Source organism: Stutzerimonas marianensis (assembly GCF_022810315.1).
Taxonomy (GTDB): domain Bacteria; phylum Pseudomonadota; class Gammaproteobacteria; order Pseudomonadales; family Pseudomonadaceae; genus Stutzerimonas; species Stutzerimonas marianensis.
This window is the reverse complement of record NZ_JALGRD010000002.1, coordinates 474,258-492,804: the sequence shown is the minus strand read 5'-3', so window position 1 is coordinate 492,804 and position 18,547 is coordinate 474,258. Positions and strand designations below refer to the sequence as shown.

At 60.8% G+C, this 18,547-nt stretch carries 16 protein-coding genes; all 16 read left to right on the top strand.

Annotated elements, in window-relative coordinates:
• Positions 1-50 precede the first annotated feature (50 nt).
• Entirely contained in the window at positions 51-791 is a 741-nt protein-coding gene (gene rpsB, locus MST27_RS05545; protein ID WP_243605005.1) for a 30S ribosomal protein S2, read from the top strand.
• A gap of 128 nt (positions 792-919) precedes the next feature.
• Entirely contained in the window at positions 920-1,789 is an 870-nt protein-coding gene (gene tsf / locus MST27_RS05540; RefSeq protein ID WP_243605004.1) for a translation elongation factor Ts, read from the top strand.
• Between the two features lie 188 nt (positions 1,790-1,977).
• The gene (pyrH, locus tag MST27_RS05535; protein WP_243605003.1) at positions 1,978-2,721 is read left to right on the top strand and encodes a UMP kinase; all 744 of its coding nucleotides are present in this window, start codon (positions 1,978-1,980) and stop codon (positions 2,719-2,721) included.
• Positions 2,718-3,275, top strand: a complete 558-nt coding sequence (gene frr / locus MST27_RS05530; RefSeq protein WP_243605002.1) for a ribosome recycling factor — start codon at positions 2,718-2,720, stop codon at positions 3,273-3,275. The genes pyrH and frr overlap by 4 nt, the downstream gene beginning before the upstream one ends.
• Positions 3,276-3,424: 149 nt before the next feature.
• Entirely contained in the window at positions 3,425-4,186 is a 762-nt protein-coding gene (gene uppS, locus MST27_RS05525; RefSeq protein WP_243605001.1) for a polyprenyl diphosphate synthase, read from the top strand.
• Positions 4,180-4,995: a phosphatidate cytidylyltransferase gene (locus tag MST27_RS05520; protein ID WP_243605000.1), complete on the top strand. Its 816-nt coding sequence runs from the start codon at positions 4,180-4,182 to the stop codon at positions 4,993-4,995. Before uppS ends, MST27_RS05520 begins: the two co-directional genes overlap by 7 nt.
• Complete coding sequence (ispC, locus tag MST27_RS05515) at positions 4,992-6,182, top strand: 1-deoxy-D-xylulose-5-phosphate reductoisomerase (protein WP_243605062.1); 1,191 nt, start codon at positions 4,992-4,994, stop codon at positions 6,180-6,182. Before MST27_RS05520 ends, ispC begins: the two co-directional genes overlap by 4 nt.
• Before the next feature lie 89 nt (positions 6,183-6,271).
• Positions 6,272-7,624 (top strand): sigma E protease regulator RseP, encoded by a 1,353-nt coding sequence (gene rseP, locus MST27_RS05510; RefSeq protein WP_243604999.1) that lies wholly within the window; start codon positions 6,272-6,274, stop codon positions 7,622-7,624.
• A 69-nt stretch (positions 7,625-7,693) separates the two neighbouring features.
• Positions 7,694-10,120, top strand: a complete 2,427-nt coding sequence (gene bamA / locus MST27_RS05505) for an outer membrane protein assembly factor BamA (RefSeq protein WP_243604998.1) — start codon at positions 7,694-7,696, stop codon at positions 10,118-10,120.
• A gap of 46 nt (positions 10,121-10,166) precedes the next feature.
• Positions 10,167-10,670, top strand: coding sequence for an OmpH/Skp family outer membrane protein (locus tag MST27_RS05500; RefSeq protein WP_243604997.1), 504 nt, complete (start codon positions 10,167-10,169; stop codon positions 10,668-10,670).
• Positions 10,670-11,728, top strand: coding sequence for a UDP-3-O-(3-hydroxymyristoyl)glucosamine N-acyltransferase (gene lpxD / locus MST27_RS05495; RefSeq protein WP_243604996.1), 1,059 nt, complete (start codon positions 10,670-10,672; stop codon positions 11,726-11,728). The genes MST27_RS05500 and lpxD overlap by 1 nt, the downstream gene beginning before the upstream one ends.
• A gap of 99 nt (positions 11,729-11,827) precedes the next feature.
• Entirely contained in the window at positions 11,828-12,268 is a 441-nt protein-coding gene (fabZ, locus tag MST27_RS05490; protein ID WP_243604995.1) for a 3-hydroxyacyl-ACP dehydratase FabZ, read from the top strand.
• The gene (lpxA, locus tag MST27_RS05485) at positions 12,265-13,041 is read left to right on the top strand and encodes an acyl-ACP--UDP-N-acetylglucosamine O-acyltransferase (RefSeq protein ID WP_243604994.1); all 777 of its coding nucleotides are present in this window, start codon (positions 12,265-12,267) and stop codon (positions 13,039-13,041) included. Before fabZ ends, lpxA begins: the two co-directional genes overlap by 4 nt.
• A 1-nt stretch (position 13,042) precedes the next feature.
• Complete coding sequence (gene lpxB, locus MST27_RS05480; protein ID WP_243605061.1) at positions 13,043-14,176, top strand: lipid-A-disaccharide synthase; 1,134 nt, start codon at positions 13,043-13,045, stop codon at positions 14,174-14,176.
• Positions 14,176-14,817 (top strand): ribonuclease HII, encoded by a 642-nt coding sequence (gene rnhB / locus MST27_RS05475; RefSeq protein WP_243604993.1) that lies wholly within the window; start codon positions 14,176-14,178, stop codon positions 14,815-14,817. The genes lpxB and rnhB overlap by 1 nt, the downstream gene beginning before the upstream one ends.
• Positions 14,818-14,927: 110 nt before the next feature.
• On the top strand, positions 14,928-18,449 hold the full coding sequence (gene dnaE / locus MST27_RS05470) for a DNA polymerase III subunit alpha (protein WP_243604992.1): 3,522 nt from the start codon (positions 14,928-14,930) through the stop codon (positions 18,447-18,449).
• The last annotated feature ends 98 nt before the right edge of the window (positions 18,450-18,547 follow it).

Genomic DNA, 18,547 nt, shown 5'->3' with positions numbered 1-18,547 from the left:
TTGGATATCGGGACACGTGGAGGCCTAACCCGACTATCCGAGGAAGTCCCATGTCTCAAGTCACCATGCGCGATATGCTGAAGGCCGGTGTGCACTTCGGCCACCAGACCCGTTACTGGAACCCGAAAATGAACAAGTACATTTTCGGCGCGCGCAACAAGATTCATATCATCAACCTCGAGCAGACGCTGCCGATGTTCAACGACGCACTGCGTTTCGTTGAGAAGCTCGCTGCTGGCAAGAACAAGATCCTGTTCGTAGGCACCAAGCGCTCCGCTGGCAAGATCGTTCGCGAAGAAGCGGCCCGTTGTGGTTCGCCGTACGTCGATCATCGCTGGTTGGGCGGCATGCTGACGAACTACAAGACCATTCGCGCCTCGATCAAGCGTCTGCGCGATCTGGAAGCTCAATCGCAGGACGGTACGTTCGACAAGCTGACCAAGAAAGAAGCGCTGATGCGCACTCGCGATCTCGAGAAGCTCGAGCGCAGCCTGGGCGGTATCAAGGACATGGGTGGTCTGCCGGACGCCATGTTCGTTATCGACGTGGATCACGAGCGCATCGCGATTTCCGAGGCCAACAAGCTTGGTATTCCGGTGATCGGTGTTGTCGACACCAACAGCAGCCCGGAAGGCGTCGATTACATCATCCCTGGTAATGATGATGCCATTCGCGCCGTGCAACTCTACCTGAGCTCCATGGCTGACGCGGTCCTGCGTGGTCGTCAGAACACCGCCGGCGGTGCCGACGAGTTCGTCGAGGAAACGGCTCCCGAGGCCGCTCAAGGCTGAGTGCTGCTGTCGCCTGGCTGATACCCGTTGAACAAGAAGGGGGCTATGCCCCCTTTTTGCCACTTCTGAATTGTTCGCCCGGACTGAAGGGCGGAGATCGAATAACCGAATCGAGAGGATTTGCAAACATGGCAGAGATCACTGCAGCCCTGGTTAAAGAACTGCGCGAGCGCACCGGCCAAGGCATGATGGATTGCAAAAAGGCGCTCACCGCCGCCGGTGGCGATATCGAGAAGGCCATTGATGACATGCGTGCCGCGGGTGCGATCAAGGCCGCCAAGAAGGCTGGCAACATCGCTGCTGAAGGCTCCATCGCCGTCAAGGTTTCTGACGACAACAAGCGGGCCGTGATCATCGAAGTCAACTCGCAGACCGACTTCCTGGCCCTGCAGGACGACTTCAAGGCGTTCGTCAACGCCAGCATCGAGAAGGCCTTCGCCGAGAACATGACCGAGGCCGCGCCGCTGATCGCTGCCCAGGAAGCCGATCGTGAAGCGCTGGTCGCCAAGTGCGGTGAGAACGTGAACATCCGTCGCCTGAGCAGCGTTCAGGCCGACCTGGTCGGTTCCTACCTGCATGGTCATCGCATCGGCGTACTGGTTGCGCTGAAGGGCGGCAATGTCGATCTGGCGCGCGAGATCGCCATGCACGTCGCTGCAAGCAACCCGCAGTTCCTGGATCCGTCGCAGGTTTCCGAGGAAGCGGTCGCCAAGGAGAAGGAAATCTTCATGGCGTTGAACGAAGACAAGATCAAGGGCAAGCCGGCCGAGATCGTCGAGAAGATGGTTGCCGGTCGTATCAGCAAGTTCCTGGCCGAGGCCAGCCTGGTCGAACAGCCGTTCGTCAAGGATCCCGACGTCAAGGTTGGCGATCTGGCGAAGAAAGCCGGTGCCGAGATCATCTCCTTCGTTCGGTTCGAAGTGGGTGAAGGTATCGAGCGCGCCGAAGTCGACTTCGCCGCCGAGGTTGCCGCGCAAGTCGCCGCTACCAAGCAGTAAGATCGCTCCGTTGTCCTCGAAGAGGCTGCCCGCTCACGCGCGCGGCCTCTTTGTCGAATTGGAGAAGCAAAGTTTCGTCACGTTTTAGTCATCGCGTGGCACCAAGCCTTGCTCGCGCTGTCATAGCGCAGATATTTTCAGGCCGGCCAATCGGCCAGTCATACAACGCCGCAGGAGAGACAACGCCAATGGCTCAGCAGATGAGTGCACGCAATCCTCGCTATAAACGCATCCTGCTCAAATTGAGCGGCGAAGCGCTCATGGGATCGGAAGACTTCGGTATCGATCCCAAGGTGCTCGATCGCATGGCGCTGGAAGTGGGGCAGCTGGTGGGGATCGGCGTTGAAGTCGGGTTGGTGATCGGGGGCGGCAACCTGTTCCGTGGCGCGGCGCTGTCCGCGGCGGGAATGGACCGCGTCACCGGAGACCACATGGGTATGCTGGCCACCGTCATGAATGCACTGGCCATGCGTGATGCGCTGGAGCGCTCCAACATCCCGGCGCTGGTCATGTCGTCGATTTCGATGGTGGGGGTCACGGATCACTACGATCGCCGCAAGGCCATGCGCCACCTGAAGAGCGGCGAGGTGGTGATCTTCTCCGCCGGCACCGGCAATCCCTTCTTTACCACCGATTCGGCTGCCTGCCTGCGAGCGATCGAGATCCATGCGGACGTCGTGCTCAAGGCAACAAAGGTCGATGGCGTCTACACCGCCGACCCGTTCAAGGATCCGAACGCGGAAAAATTCGAGCAGCTGAGTTACGACGAGGTGCTCGACCGCAAGCTCGGTGTGATGGACCTGACCGCGATCTGTCTGTGCCGCGATCACAATATGCCGCTGCGTGTATTCAACATGAACAAGCCCGGAGCCCTGCTGAATATCGTGCTCGGCGGCGCCGAAGGCACCCTCATCGAGGAAGCGAACCAATGATCAACGAGATCAAGCAAGACGCGCAGGAGCGCATGAAGAAATCCCTGGAGTCGCTGGGGCACGCCTTTGCCAAGATCCGCACTGGTCGTGCGCATCCGAGCATTCTCGATAACGTCATGGTGCCTTACTACGGAGCGGATACGCCGCTGCGTCAGGTTGCCAACGTGACTGCCGAAGACTCCCGCACACTGGCGCTGACCGTGTTCGATCGCAGCATGATCCAGGCCGTCGAAAAGGCCATCATGACCTCTGATCTCGGCCTCAATCCAGCTACTGCGGGCACGACCATTCGCGTCCCGATGCCGGCACTCACCGAGGAAACACGCAAGGGTTACTCCAAGCAGGCGCGTGCCGAGGCCGAGAACGCGCGCGTAGCGGTGCGCAACATCCGCCGTGATGCGCTGGCTCAGCTGAAGGATCTGGTCAAGGAGAAGGAAATCAGTGAAGACGAGGAACGTCGCGCCCAGGATGACGTTCAAAAGCTGACCGACAAGTACGTCGCTGAGATCGACAAGGCGCTGGAAGCCAAGGAAAGCGACCTGATGGCGGTTTGAGCCGGTGTCGGGTGTCGTTTTCGCCCTGCTCATGTTGGCGCCTGTCGTAACCCGGCAGGCAAGGGGCTATCGAGCCCCAACCCCCTGGGGCTGGCACGTCAGTTCCTACTTTTGTTCGCAGCGTGTTTGAGCGCAGGTAGAGTCGTTTCATGGAAAAGGTCAGGCCGATTGCCATGCGGAATGTACCCCGTCATGTCGCAATCATCATGGATGGCAACAACCGTTGGGCCAAGAGGCGCTTGTTGCCGGGCGTAGCCGGGCACAAGGCTGGAGTCGACGCGGTGAGGGCGGTTATCGAGGTCTGTGCCGAGGCGGGTGTCGAGGTGCTTACCCTGTTCGCGTTTTCCAGCGAAAACTGGCAGCGTCCGGCCGACGAGGTGGGGGCACTCATGGAGCTGTTCCTTTCCGCGCTCCGGCGTGAGGCGCGCCGGCTCAACGACAACGACATCAGCCTGCGTATCATCGGTGACCGCAGCCGGTTTCATCCCGAGCTGCAAACCGCCATGCTCGAGGCCGAGGAAATGACGGCTGGGCGTGGTCGCTTCATCCTCCAGGTCGCGGCGAACTACGGCGGCCAGTGGGACATCCTACAGGCGGCCCAGCGAATGGCACGGGAAGCACAGGACGGACGCCTGCAGCCTGACGAGATCAGTCCGGCGCTTTTCCAGAGCTATCTTGCGACGGGCGACACGCCAGCGCCGGACCTGTGCATTCGCACGGGCGGGGAGCGGCGCATAAGCAACTTCCTGTTGTGGCAGCTGGCTTACGCCGAACTTTATTTTTCAGACCTGTTCTGGCCGGATTTCAAACACGACGCAATGCGAACCGCGCTCGCTGATTTCGCCACACGCCAACGCCGTTTTGGCAAGACGGGCGATCAGGTCGAAACCGAGGCCCGTGCAGAATGTTGAAACAACGCATCATCACCGCCGCCGTGCTCGTGCCGATCGCGCTGATCGGTTTCTTCCTGCTTGATGGCGCGGCTTTCGCGCTGTTCATCGGTGCGGTGGTGACGCTTGGTGCCTGGGAGTGGGCGCGTCTGGCGGGTTATACGCAACAGCCTGCCCGGGTCGGGTATGCAGCGTTGGTGGCGGTATTGCTGGTTCTGCTTTTCCAGATGCCAGCGTTCGTGCCCTGGTTGCTGTCGGCCGCCGTGGTCTGGTGGCTTGCCGCGACCTATTTTGTCCTGACCTACCCAGGCAGCCAGCGTCATTGGGGTGGGCGCAACGGCAGTCTGTTGATTGGCCTGCTGATCCTGCTTCCCGCCTGGCAGGCCTTGGTGGTACTCAAACAATGGCCGCAGGGCAACTGGTTGATTGTGGCGGTCATGGTTCTGGTCTGGGCGGCGGACATCGGTGCGTACTTCTCGGGGAAGACGTTGGGGCGTCGCAAACTGGCACCCCAGGTAAGCCCAGGCAAGAGTTGGGAAGGCATGATCGGGGGGCTCATCACCAGTCTGCTGATCACACTTGCCGTCGGGCTCTATCGTGACTGGTTGGCGCGTGAACTCGTGCTGGCCCTGCTGGGCGCCGCTACAGTCGTCGTGATTTCGGTTGTCGGTGACCTGACCGAGAGCATGTTCAAGCGAAGCTCCGGCATCAAGGACAGCAGCCAACTGCTGCCTGGGCATGGGGGGGTCATGGATCGTATCGATAGCCTTACTGCCGCTGTTCCCGTGTTCACGGTGTTGTTGTGGCTGGCAGGTTGGGCAGCCTGGTGAGCGCGCCCTTGCAGGTCACGGTGCTGGGTGCGACCGGTTCCATCGGGTTGAGTACGCTGGATGTCATTGCCCGGCATCCGGATCGCTACCAGGCCTTCGCGCTTACGGCTCATAACCGTATTGCCGAACTGCGCGCCCTTTGCGTGACGCATCGCCCGCGCTATGCGGTGGTCGCAGACTCGCCTCGGGCTGCGGAGCTGCAACGCCAGCTCGACAACGAAGGCATTGCTACGCGCGTGCTGGTGGGCGAGGGTGGGCTCTGTGAAGTGGCGGCGCACCCGGATGTCGATGCGGTGATGGCAGCCATCGTCGGGGCCGCCGGGCTGCGTCCAACGCTATCGGCGGTCCAGGCGGGCAAGAGGGTGCTGCTGGCCAACAAGGAAGCACTGGTCATGTCCGGTGCCCTGTTCATGCAGGCTCTGCGCGACAGTCGCGCTGTGCTGCTCCCGATCGACAGCGAGCATAACGCTATCTTCCAATGTCTCCCGGGCGATTATCGACGCGGTCTGGCCGAGGTCGGCGTTCGGCGCATCCTGCTTACCGCATCCGGCGGGCCTTTTCGCGAGCTTCCGTTGGAGCAGTTGTCATCGGTGACGGTTGCTCAGGCCTGTGCCCACCCCAACTGGTCGATGGGGCGAAAGATTTCGGTTGATTCGGCGAGCATGATGAACAAGGGGCTCGAGCTGATCGAGGCGTGTTGGCTTTTCGACGCGCGGCCTGATCAGGTCGAGGTCGTGGTCCATCCACAAAGCGTGATCCATTCGATGGTCGATTATGTCGACGGCTCGGTTTTGGCCCAGTTGGGCAACCCGGACATGCGCACGCCGATTGCCCACGCGCTTGCCTGGCCAGAGCGAATCGACTCTGGTGTTTCGGCGCTCGACCTGCTGCGTATCGGGCGGCTGGATTTTCAGGCGCCTGACGAGACGCGCTTCCCTTGTCTTCGCATCGCGCGCGAAGCGGCTGTTGCGGGCGGGACCGCGCCTGCGATGCTGAATGCGGCGAACGAAGTCGCAGTCGATGCCTTTCTCGGCGGGCGCATTCGTTTCACCGAAATCGCGAGTATCATCGAGCATGTGCTCGACACGGAGCCAGCCGCACCCGCATTTAGCCTGGACGACATTCTGGCTGCCGATATGCGGGCCCGTGAGCTGGCCTCGCGCTGGTTGAATGGCCGGCGTCGTTAGCCGCTATCGCTCGATACCATCTTGGCCGATGACGGTCGGCCGAGGTTGGCCGACCCTCCCGTTTTGATCGCCTTCGGGCAGAGGATTATATGGGCGCGCTGTACATGATCATCGGTACCCTGATTGCCCTGGGTGTACTGGTTACTTTCCACGAATTCGGCCACTTCTGGGTGGCGCGTCGTTGCGGCGTGAAGGTGCTTCGTTTTTCCGTGGGCTTTGGACGGCCCCTGATCCGCTGGCATGACCGCCAGGGGACCGAGTTCGTGGTGGCGGCTATCCCCCTCGGCGGGTACGTCAAGATGCTCGACGAGCGTGAAGCCGAGGTGCCCGCTGCGTTGCTTGGGCAGGCGTTCAACCGCAAGACCGTGCGTCAGCGTTTCGCTATCGTGTCGGCCGGACCAGCAGCCAATTTCCTTCTCGCGCTTGTGTTCTTCTGGGCATTGGCGATGCTTGGCAGCGAGCAGGTACGGCCGGTGGTGGGGGCGGTAGAAACCGGCAGCCTCGCGGAGCGGGGCGGGTTGACGCCGGGCCAGGAAATTATCGGCGTGAACGGCAAACCTACGTCTGGCTGGGCGGACGTCAACCTTCAGTTGGTCAGGCGTATCGGTGAAAGCGGCACTCTCGACATCACGGTCCGTGATCCTGAGAGCAGCCAGCAACAGCAATTGCATCTGCAACTGAAAGACTGGTTGCAGGGGGCCGAGGAACCTGACCCGATCGGCTCTCTTGGTATCCGACCCTGGCGTCCCGCTATTGCGCCGGTGGTGGCGCAGCTTGATCCGGAAGGTCCTGCACAGGCGGCAGGCGTACGTTTGGGTGACCGCCTGGTCAGTCTGAATGGTCAGCCATTGGATGAGTGGCAGCAGGTCATCGATCAGGTCCGCCTGCTACCAGGCGAATCCGTCAAGCTGGTCGTCGAGCGGGAAGGGCAGCGGCTGGATATGCCTCTCACCCTGGCGGCCAAAGATGAGGGCGATGATCGTCGGGGCTATCTCGGTGCTGGTGTGGCCGGTGGCGAATGGCCGGCGGAAATGCTGCGAACCGTGCGTTTTGGCCCTCTCGAGGCCATTGCGGAAGGTGCCCGCAGAACCTGGATGATGAGTGTCCTGACGCTCGATTCGTTACGCAAAATGCTCTTCGGTGAGCTCTCGGTAAAAAACTTGAGCGGCCCGATAACCATTGCTAAAGTGGCGGGCGCTTCTGCGCAGTCGGGCCTGAGTGACTTCCTGAACTTTCTTGCCTATTTGAGCATTAGCCTCGGGGTACTCAATCTTTTGCCTATCCCGGTTCTGGATGGGGGGCACCTGCTGTTCTATCTGGTCGAGTGGGTTCGCGGGCGTCCGCTTTCGGACAGAGTCCAGGGCTGGGGAGTTCAGATCGGTATCAGTCTGGTTGTCGGAGTGATGCTGCTTGCACTGGTCAATGACCTTGGCCGCCTTTAATTGCCATATACCTTGATGTCGCCGCGCCTGGTGCCGGTTCATTGATCAGGTTAGAAAAGAAAGGACTTCATGAAACGTCTGCTGCTACCCGCGGTAATTTCCGCGCTGATGATTACCGAAGTTCACGCCGAGTCCTTCACCATCTCCGATATCCGCGTCAATGGCCTGCAACGGGTGTCCGCCGGCAGCGTCTTCGGTGCATTGCCCCTGAATGTCGGGCAATCGGCCGACGACAGCCGACTCGTCGATGCCACTCGGGCCCTGTTTCGGACCGGCTTCTTCGAAGACATTCAGTTGGGTCGGGAAGGCGACGTCCTGGTGATCAACGTGGTAGAGCGTCCCTCGATCGCCAGCATCGAGATCGACGGCAACAAGGCCATCAAAACCGAAGACCTGCTGTCTGGCCTGCAACAGTCCGGCCTGGCAGAAGGCGAGATTTTCCAGCGCGCCACACTGGAAGGCGTGCGCAACGAACTGCAGCGGCAGTATGTGGCGCAAGGTCGTTACTCGGCGACGATCGAAACCGAGGTAGTCCCGCAGCCACGCAATCGAGTCGCGCTCAAGATCAATATCAATGAAGGTTCGGTCGCGGCGATCAAGCACATCAACGTGGTGGGCAACAGCGTTTTCCCCGAAGAAGACCTGACCGACCTGTTCGAGCTGAAAACCAGCAACTGGCTGTCGTTCTTCCGCAATGACGACAAGTACGCCCGCGAAAAACTGTCCGGTGACCTCGAGCGCTTGCGCTCCTACTATCTGGATCGCGGCTACATCAATATGGACATCACCTCCACCCAGGTGTCCATTACGCCCGACAAGAAAGACGTCTATATCACGGTCAATATCGCCGAAGGTGATCGCTACACGGTCAGCGATGTCAAGCTCACTGGCGACCTCAAGGTGCCCGAGGAAGAATTGCGGTCGCTGCTGCTGGCCAAAGAAGGTCAGGTCTTCTCGCGAAAGGTGATGACCACGACCTCGGAACTGCTCAGCCGTCGTCTCGGCAACGAGGGTTATACCTTCGCTAACGTGAACGGCGTACCCGAGACGAACGACGAGGACAATACCGTGGCGATCACATTCGTGGTCGATCCCGGCAAACGGGCCTACGTCAATCGCATCAATTTCCGCGGCAACACCAAGACGGAAGATGAGGTGCTGCGTCGGGAAATGCGCCAGATGGAAGGCGGTTGGGCCTCGACCTACCTCATCGATCAGTCCAAGACCCGCCTCGAGCGCCTGGGCTTTTTCAAGGAAGTGAACGTCGAAACCCCGCAGGTGCCGGGCACTGACGACCAGATCGACGTCAATTACAGCGTCGAGGAGCAGCCTTCGGGTTCGATCATGGCGAGCATCGGGTTTGCTCAGAACGCCGGTCTGATTCTGGGCGGCTCCATCAGCCAGAATAACTTCCTGGGAACCGGCAATCGTGTCAGCGTCGGGCTTACCCGAAGCGAATACCAATCCCGCTACAACTTCGGCTTTGTAGACCCCTACTGGACCGAAGATGGGGTCAGCCTGGGCTACAACGCCTTCTATCGGACCACCGACTACGATGAGCTCGATTACGATGTATCGAGCTACTCGGTCGATAGCATGGGTGCCGGGGTCAACATCGGTTATCCAATCAGCGAAACTGCCCGCCTGTCCTATGGGCTGTCGGCTCAGCAGGACTCGCTCGATATCGGCAGTTACTCGGTGGACGAGATTCTCGCCTTCATTGAGGAGGAGGGCGATCGTTTCCTCAACTTCAAAGGTTCCGTGGGCTGGTCCGAGTCGACCCTCAACCGGGGTGTCCTGGCGGATCGGGGCTATTCGCAGAGCCTGAATTTCGAGGCCACGCTGCCTGGCAGTGACCTGGCTTTCTTCAAACTCGACTACCGCGGCCAGGTGTTCGTACCACTGACCCAGAGCACGTCACTGCGCTTTCATACCGAGCTTGGCTATGGTAGTGGTTACGGGTCGACCGATGGCCTGCCGTTCTACGAGCACTACTACGCAGGTGGCTTCAACTCGGTTCGCGGGTACGAGGACAGCTCCCTTGGCCCACGCAGCACGCCCAGCGTGGCGCGTAATGCCGACGGTAGTGTCATCAGCACGGCCGAAGGCGCGGGACCGGGCTACGATGGTCGCTATACCGACGATCAGGATCCGGTGGCTTATGGCGGTAACGTGCTGATTCAGGGTGGCGTCGAATACCTGTTCCCGATGCCGTTCGTGAAGGATCAGCGCTCGCTGCGTACAGCGGTGTTTTGGGATGTCGGTAACGTGTTCCTCACCGAGTGCCCGACGACCAACGACCCGATCCTCAAGGCGAGCATGAACACCCAGGATTGCGGAGATATCGACCTTAGCAATCTCGCCAGTTCGGTGGGTGTGGGGCTGACCTGGATCACGGCGATGGGACCGTTGAGTTTCAGTCTGGCCATGCCGGTCATGAAGCCTGACGATGCGGATACGCAGGTCTTCCAGTTCTCGCTGGGCCAAACCTTCTAATCAGCTGGAGCTGGCTCCGGCGTCATTATCAAGAGTGGTATTCATTGTGCGTAAGTTGACCCAATTGCTCGTCGTAGCCGCTGCCTTGGTAGCTACCCCCGCATTCGCGGAAATGAAGATCGCGGTACTGAATTACCAGATGGCCCTGCTCGAATCGGACGCTGCGAAGCGTTATTCGGTCGATGCGGAGAAGAAATTCGGTCCCCAGCTGACCAAGCTTCAGGGTTTGGAAAGCGAGGCCAAGCGCATTCAGGATCGCCTTGGCAAAGATGGCGACAAGATGCAGCAGGCCGAGCGCGAGCGTCTTGAACTGGAATTCAAGCAAAAGGCTCGTGATTTTCAGTTCCTGTCCAAAGAGCTGAACGAGTCCAAGGCCTCCGCGGATCGCGACATGCTCAAACAGCTCAAGCCCAAGCTGGACAAGGCGGTCGAAGAAGTCATCAAGAAGGGTGATTTTGATCTGGTGCTCGAGCGCGGTGCCGTGGTCGATGTCAAGCCGCAATATGACATCACCCGCCAGGTTATCGAGCGCATGAACCAATTGCGCTGATGGCCAGTGTCGTTCATACCCTCGGCGATCTGGCCGAGCGCCTCGGTGCGACGCTCCGCGGCGATTCGGGAAAGCTGATTTCCGGTCTGGCCACGCTGCAAGAGGCCGGCCCCGAACAGCTCAGCTTTCTCGCCAATGCTCAATACCGCAAGTATCTGGCCGGCTCCACTGCCGGAGCCGTTCTGCTCACGGCGAAAGATGCAGCCGATTACGCCGGTATGGCTTTGATCGTCGACAACCCGTACCTCGCTTATGCGCGGTTGTCACATTTGTTCGAGACGCGTCCTCAGACCCAGCCCGGTATCCATCCCAGTGCGATCGTCGACCCCAGCGCTCACGTCGATCCAACGGCCTGCATCGCGCCGAACGTGGTCATCGAGGCAGACGCCTGGGTCGGTCCCGACGTTGTTATCGGTGCACAGTCGTTCGTAGGCGCCCGTAGCCGCATCGGCGCTGGCGGACGTCTCGCTGCCCGCGTCACGCTCTGCCACGATGTGTACATTGGTGAGCGGGTGGTCATTCAGCCCGGCGCGGTGATTGGGGGAGAAGGCTTCGGCTTCGCCAACCAGCAGGGTAGCTGGGAAAAGATCGCGCAGCTTGGTGGCGTACGGATTGGCGATGATGTCGAGATTGGCGCAAATACCACGATCGATCGCGGAGCGCTGTCCGATACGGTCATTGGCAATGGCGTCAAGCTCGACAACCAGATCATGATCGCGCACAACGTTCAGATCGGCGACAACACTGCGATGGCAGGCTGCACGGGCATATCCGGTAGCACCAAGATTGGGCGCAACTGCATGATTGCCGGTGGGGTCGGGCTGGTGGGTCACATCGAGATCTGTGACAACGTGTTCATCACGGGTATGACGATGGTGACCAAGTCGATCACCGAGCCTGGTAGCTACTCGTCCGGCACGGCCATGCAGCCGGCGGCTGAATGGCGCAAGAGTGTCGCTCGAATCCGCCAGCTGGACGACATGGCCCGTCGTCTGCAGCACGTGGAAAAATGCCTGGCCGCAGTGACCCCGAAGGGGGATGCGTCTTCAGATGCCTGATCGTTTCGTCTGTTCGTCCCGCTAGCGGCCGATTGCCAGCTGATTGCGCTGCCCGTCGTGGCGGCGCAGCTACCCCATTCATTACAGGCTTTTTCCTCCATGATGGATATCAACGAGATTCGCGAATACCTCCCGCACCGCTACCCCTTCCTTCTGGTCGACCGCGTAGTGGAGCTGGACACGGAAGCCAAGCGTGTTCGCGCCTACAAGAACGTCACGATCAACGAGCCGTTCTTCAATGGTCATTTTCCCCAACACCCCATCATGCCTGGTGTGTTGATCATCGAAGCAATGGCCCAGGCCGCTGGCCTGCTCGGCTTCAAGATGATGGGTGTGAAGCCTGCGGATGGCACGCTTTATTATTTCGTCGGTTCCGACAAGCTGCGCTTCCGCCAGCCGGTCGTTCCGGGCGATCAGCTGATGCTGGAGGCGTCCTTCATCAGTGCCAAGCGCGGTATCTGGAAGTTCGATTGCCGTGCCAGCGTCGAAGGCAAACCGGTATGCTCCGCTGAAATCATCTGTGCGGAACAGAAGATATGAGTCTGATCGACCCTCGTGCGATCGTCGATCCCGCTGCTCGTCTGGCTGAAGATGTCCAGGTCGGGCCGTGGTCGATCATCGGCCCGGACGTCGAAATTGGTGAGGGGACTGTCATTGCCTCTCACGTCGTTATCAAAGGGCCGACGCGTATTGGCCGCCATAACCGGATCTACCAGTTCTCGTCAGTAGGGGAAGACACGCCCGATCTCAAGTACAAGGGCGAGCCGACACGGCTGGTCGTGGGTGATCACAACGTGATCCGTGAAGGTGTGACCATCCATCGCGGCACCGTGCAGGATCGCAGCGAGACCACGATTGGTGACCACAACCTGATCATGGCCTACGCGCATATCGGCCATGACAGCGTCATCGGCAACCATTGCATTCTGGTCAACAACACGGCGTTGGCTGGCCATGTTCATGTTGGCGACTGGGCGATTCTGTCCGGCTACACCCTGGTTCATCAGTATTGCCACATAGGCGCCTACAGTTTCTCGGGAATGGGTACCGCGATCGGCAAGGATGTTCCTGCATTCGTCACGGTGTTCGGTAATCCGGCCGAAGCGCGAAGCATGAATTTCGAAGGTATGCGGCGGCGCGGTTTCAGTGCGCAAGCGATCCACGCCTTGCGTAATGCCTACAAGGTCGTCTATCGGAAGGGTCTGACGGTCGAGGCAGCCCTTGGCGAGCTTGCGGCTGATGCGCAGGCGTTCCCGGAAGTCGCGTTGTTCCGTGATTCCATCCAGGCTTCGAGCCGTGGCATCACCCGTTGAAATGTCACGGCCGTTGACGGTCGCGCTCGTCGCCGGTGAGGCGTCGGGTGACATCCTCGGTTCCGGCTTGATGGAAGCGCTTAAGGCGCTACGGCCCGATGTCCGGTTCATCGGTATCGGCGGCCCGCGTATGGAAGCGCTGGGGATGCAATCCTACTTTTCGCAGGAGCGCCTCGCGGTCATGGGGATTGTGGAGGTCCTTGGACGCTTGCCCGAGCTGCTCGCTCGGCGTAAACGCCTCGTGCAGACCCTGCTGGACGCCCAGCCGGACGTCTTCATCGGTATCGATGCACCAGATTTCAACCTGGACCTGGCGATGAAGCTAAGGCGAGGTGGAATTCGCACCGTGCATTACGTCAGTCCCTCGGTCTGGGCCTGGCGTCAGAAGCGAGTGCTGAAGATTCGTGATGCATGCGATCTGATGCTCACGCTCTTTCCATTCGAGGCGCAATTCTACGAGGCGCATCAGGTGCCGGTGCGGTTCGTCGGGCATCCACTGGCCGATACCATTCCGCTCGAGGCGGATCGCGAAGCGGCACGAGCCGCACTGGGCCTGCCACCCGCCGGCCCGGTCGTTGCGTTGATGCCGGGCAGCCGGGCAGGGGAAGTCGGACGGCTGGGCGGATCCTTCCTGGCTGCGGCCGAGCGCTTGCGATCGATGCGTCCGGGGGTTCGGTTCGTACTGCCGTGCGCCAGTGCGCAACGGCGTGAGCAGATCGAGCAGCTTCTGGCCAACCGGGATTTGCCTGTGACGCTGATCGACGGCCGGTCCCACGATGCCCTGGCCGCCTGCGATGCGGTATTGATCGCTTCGGGGACCGCAACGCTGGAGGCGCTGCTGTACAAGCGACCGATGGTGGTGGCATACCGCGTTGCGCCGCTGACTTTCCAGATTCTCAAGCGCATGGTCAAAAGCCCCTATATCTCGCTACCCAATCTGTTGGCGCAGCGACCGCTCGTGCCCGAACTGCTCCAGGACGAGGCGACGCCCGAGGCAATGGCGCAACAGATCGCATCGCTGCTGGATAGCGGCCAGGCCCAGACAGAGCGTTTCGATGCCATCCACCGCACCTTGCGTCGCGATGCTTCCCGGCAGGCGGCGGATGCGGTCTTGCAGTTGGTGGAGCCGCGCTGATGCAGATGGGGCTGGATTTCAACCTGGTCGAGGATCTGGTCGCCGGTGTCGACGAGGTGGGGCGCGGGCCGTTGTGCGGCCCGGTGGTGACGGCGGCAGTCATTCTCGACCCGCTTCGGCCGATCGAGGGGCTCAACGATTCGAAGAAGCTCAGCGAAGCACGACGCGAGGCGTTGTACGAGGAGATCTGCGAAAAGGCGCTCGCCTGGTGCATTGCCCGCGCCGATGTGCCGGAAATTGATGAACTGAATATCCTGCACGCCACCATGTTGGCAATGAAGCGTGCGGTCGAAGGGCTCAGTGTGACGCCTCGGCTTGCGCTGATCGATGGCAATCGCTGCCCACAACTGTCGGTGCCCAGTGCGCCGGTGGTGCAGGGCGACGCCCAGGTGCCGGCGATCGCGGCGGCCTCTATCCTTGCCAAGGTTAGTCGGGATCGCGAGATGTGCGCGCTGGACCTGTGCTATCCCGGTTACGGTCTGTCGGCCCACAAGGGCTATCCAACGCCGAGCCACCTCGAAGCGCTGCAACGGCTCGGCCCTTCGATCATCCACCGTCGTTCGTTCGCGCCGGTGCGTGTCTTGCTGGAACAGGTCTCGGTCGTCGCCTCTGCGTCACGCGGTGACGTTCTGCCCGTCTAGAGGAGCCGAGCGTCGCGGCGACACCGCCATACGCCGAGCCGGTCCTAATCGCCTGCTGCTTTCCGGTACAATCGCCGACCAGTCGTTTCGCCAGTCCAGGTTGTCTTTCCATGTCCGTGTCTTTCGTCCATCTTCGCCTGCACACCGAATATTCACTGGTCGACGGTCTGGTGAGGGTCAAACCCTTGGTCAAGGCTGTTGCAGGCTCGGGCATGCCGGCGGTTGCGGTTACCGACCAGAACAACATGTGCTCGCTGGTCAAGTTCTACAAGGCAGCCCAGGGCGCCGGCATCAAGCCGATCTGCGGTGCCGACATCTGGCTGGCGAGCCGTGACGAGGACGGTCCGCTGAGCCGTATGACCCTGCTCGCGATGGACGGCCAGGGTTATCGCAACCTCACCGAACTCATCTCTCGCGGCTGGATGGACGGCCAGCGTAATGACCAGATCATCATCGAGCGCGACTGGGTCAAGGAGGCCGCTGATGGTCTGATCGCGCTGTCTGGCGCCAAAGAAGGCGAGATCGGTCAGGCACTGCTCGAAGGCGACGAGACGGCAGCCGAAGCCCTGCTCGGCGAGTGGCAGGAGGTCTTTCCCCGGCGCTTCTACCTGGAAGTCCAGCGGACCAATCGGGTCAATGACGAAGAACACCTGCATGCGGCCGTAGCGTTGGCCCAGCGTTGCGGTGTGCCGCTGGTCGCGACCAATGACGTGCGCTTCCTCAAACAGGACGACTTCGAGGCCCACGAGACCCGGGTCTGTATCGGTGAAAGCCGCACGCTCGACGACCCGCGCCGGCCGCGTGTCTATTCCGATCAGCAGTACCTGAAGACCCCCGAGGAAATGTGGGAGCTGTTCAGCGATTTGCCCGAAGCGCTGGAAAATACCGTCGAGATTGCTCGTCGCTGCAACATCGAGGTCCAGCTCGGGACCTACTTCCTGCCGGATTTCCCCGTGCCGGCCGGCATGACCATGGAGGAGTACTTCCGCAAGGTTTCCTTCGATGGCCTCGAGGAGCGCCTCGAAGTCCTGCTGCCCAAGGACACGCCTGACTACGAGGCCCGCAAGCAGGTCTATGTCGATCGCCTGAATTTCGAGCTCGACATCATCATCCAGATGGGCTTCCCCGGTTACTTCCTGATCGTCATGGACTTTATCCAGTGGGCCAAGAACAACGGCGTGCCGGTGGGACCTGGTCGTGGATCGGGTGCTGGCTCGCTGGTGGCGTACGTGCAGAAAATCACCGACCTCGATCCGCTGGCCTACGACCTGCTGTTCGAGCGCTTCCTCAACCCGGAGCGGGTGTCGATGCCCGACTTCGACGTCGATTTCTGCATGGACGGTCGCGACCGGGTCATTGACTACGTGGCCGAGAAGTACGGGCGCAATGCGGTGAGCCAGATCATCACCTTCGGCACGATGGCAGCCAAGGCGGTGGTGCGCGACGTGGCGCGCGTGCAGGGCAAGTCTTACGGCCTGGCTGACCGTCTCTCGAAGATGATCCCGTTCGAGGTCGGCATGACGCTCGAAAAGGCCTACGAGATGGAGGAGCCCCTGCGCGATTTCCTCGCCGTGGACGAGGATGCGCGCGAAATCTGGGACATGGCGCTGAAGCTGGAAGGCATCACTCGTGGCACCGGCAAGCATGCCGGGGGCGTGGTCATTGCACCGACCAAGCTGACCGACTTTGCGCCCATTGCCTGTGATGACGAAGGTGGCGGACTCGTCACCCAGTTCGACAAGGACGATGTCGAGCAGGCGGGGCTGGTCAAATTCGACTTCCTCGGCCTGCGGACGCTGACGATCATCAAATGGGCGCTCGAGACCATCAATCGCGACCAGGCGCGCAAGGGGCTCGAGCCGGTCAACATCGATTTCATCCCGCTGGACGACAAACCCACCTATTCGCTGCTGCAGAAGGCGGAGACCACGGCGGTATTCCAGCTGGAATCGCGCGGCATGAAGGAGCTGATCAAGAAGCTCAAGCCGGACTGCCTGGAAGACCTGATCGCACTGGTGGCGCTGTTCCGTCCCGGTCCCCTGCAGTCGGGCATGGTGGATGACTTCATCAACCGTAAGCATGGCCGGGCGGAAATCTCCTATCCGCACTCCGACTACCAGTACGAAGGGCTCAAGCCGGTGCTGGCGCCAACCTACGGCATCATTCTCTATCAGGAACAGGTGATGCAGATCGCCCAGGTCATGGGTGGCTATACCCTGGGTCAGGCGGACATGCTGCGCCGGGCGATGGGCAAGAAGAAGCCCGAGGAGATGGCCAAGCAGCGGGGCGGCTTTATCGAAGGCTGCGCCAAAAACGGCATTGATGCGGACCTCGCTGGTAACATCTTTGATCTTGTCGAGAAGTTCGCCGGTTACGGCTTCAACAAGTCGCACTCGGCGGCCTACGGCCTGGTGTCGTACCAGACTGCCTGGCTAAAGGCGCATTACCCGTCGCCGTTCATGGCGGCGGTCCTGTCGGCGGATATGCACAACACCGACAAGGTGGTCACGCTGATCGAAGAGTGCCGCAGCATGAAGCTGCGCATCGACGCGCCGGACGTTAATAATTCCGAGTTCAAGTTCACGGTCAGCGAGGATGGTCGGATCATTTACGGCCTGGGCGCGATCAAGGGCGTCGGCGAAGGGCCGGTCGAGGCGATCTGCGAGTGCCGAAACGAAGGCGGAGCGTTCAAGGACCTTTTCGACTTCTGTAGCCGCGTTGATCTAAAGCGGATCAACAAGCGCACCCTGGAAGCGCTGATCCGTGCCGGTGCTCTCGACAGGCTGGGGCCGTTTTTTTCCGACGAGCCGAAGGCCTATCAGGCCAACATCGATCGCAACCGCGCCGTCCTGCTGTCGGCGATGGAGGAGGCGATTCAGGCTGCCGAGCAGACTGCGCGCAGCCTCGACAGCGGTCACATGGACCTGTTTGGCGGTCTGTTCGCCGAGCCGGAGGCGGATGTGTACGTCAACCACCGCAAGGCCCGCGACCTGTCACTCAAGGAGCGACTCAAGGGCGAAAAAGATACCTTGGGGCTTTACCTCACCGGCCATCCGATTGACGAATACGAAGGTGAGGTTCGGCGCTTCGCCCGCCAGCGGATCGTCGACTTGCGGCCGGCGCGTGGGGAGCAGGCCGTGGCTGGGCTGATCGTCAACCTGCGAGTGATGAAGAACAAGAAGGGGGACAAGATGGGGTTCATCACCCTCGACGATCGCTCTGGCCGTATCGAGGCTTCGTTGTTCGCCGAGGCGTTCCACTCGGCGCAGGCGCTGCTGCAGACCGACGCTCTGGTGGTGGTGGAAGGGGAGGTCAGCAACGACGATTTTTCCGGCGGCTTGCGCTTGCGTGCCAAGCGCGTCATGAGTCTCGAGGAGGCGCGGACCGGCCTGGCCGAGAGTCTGCGCGTCAAGGTGGTCGGGGATGCCCTCAAGGGCGATCGTATGCGTTGGCTGGCCGATGTCTGCGGGCGTCACCGCGGCGCCTGCCCGATCACGCTGGAGTACACCAGTCGCGACGCTCGCGCCTTGCTGCAGTTCGGAGAAAGCTGGCGGATCGATCCGGCGGACAACTTGATCCAGGCATTGCGTGACCAGTTCGGACGGGACAACGTCTTCCTCCAATACCGATAGCGGTAGCCTCCGAAACGGGCGCTCGCAAGCGCACCCGATTGCAGGCACCCTGTGCGCTCGATCAGTGATCGGGCGTGTTGTGAACTTTTTGTTCGACC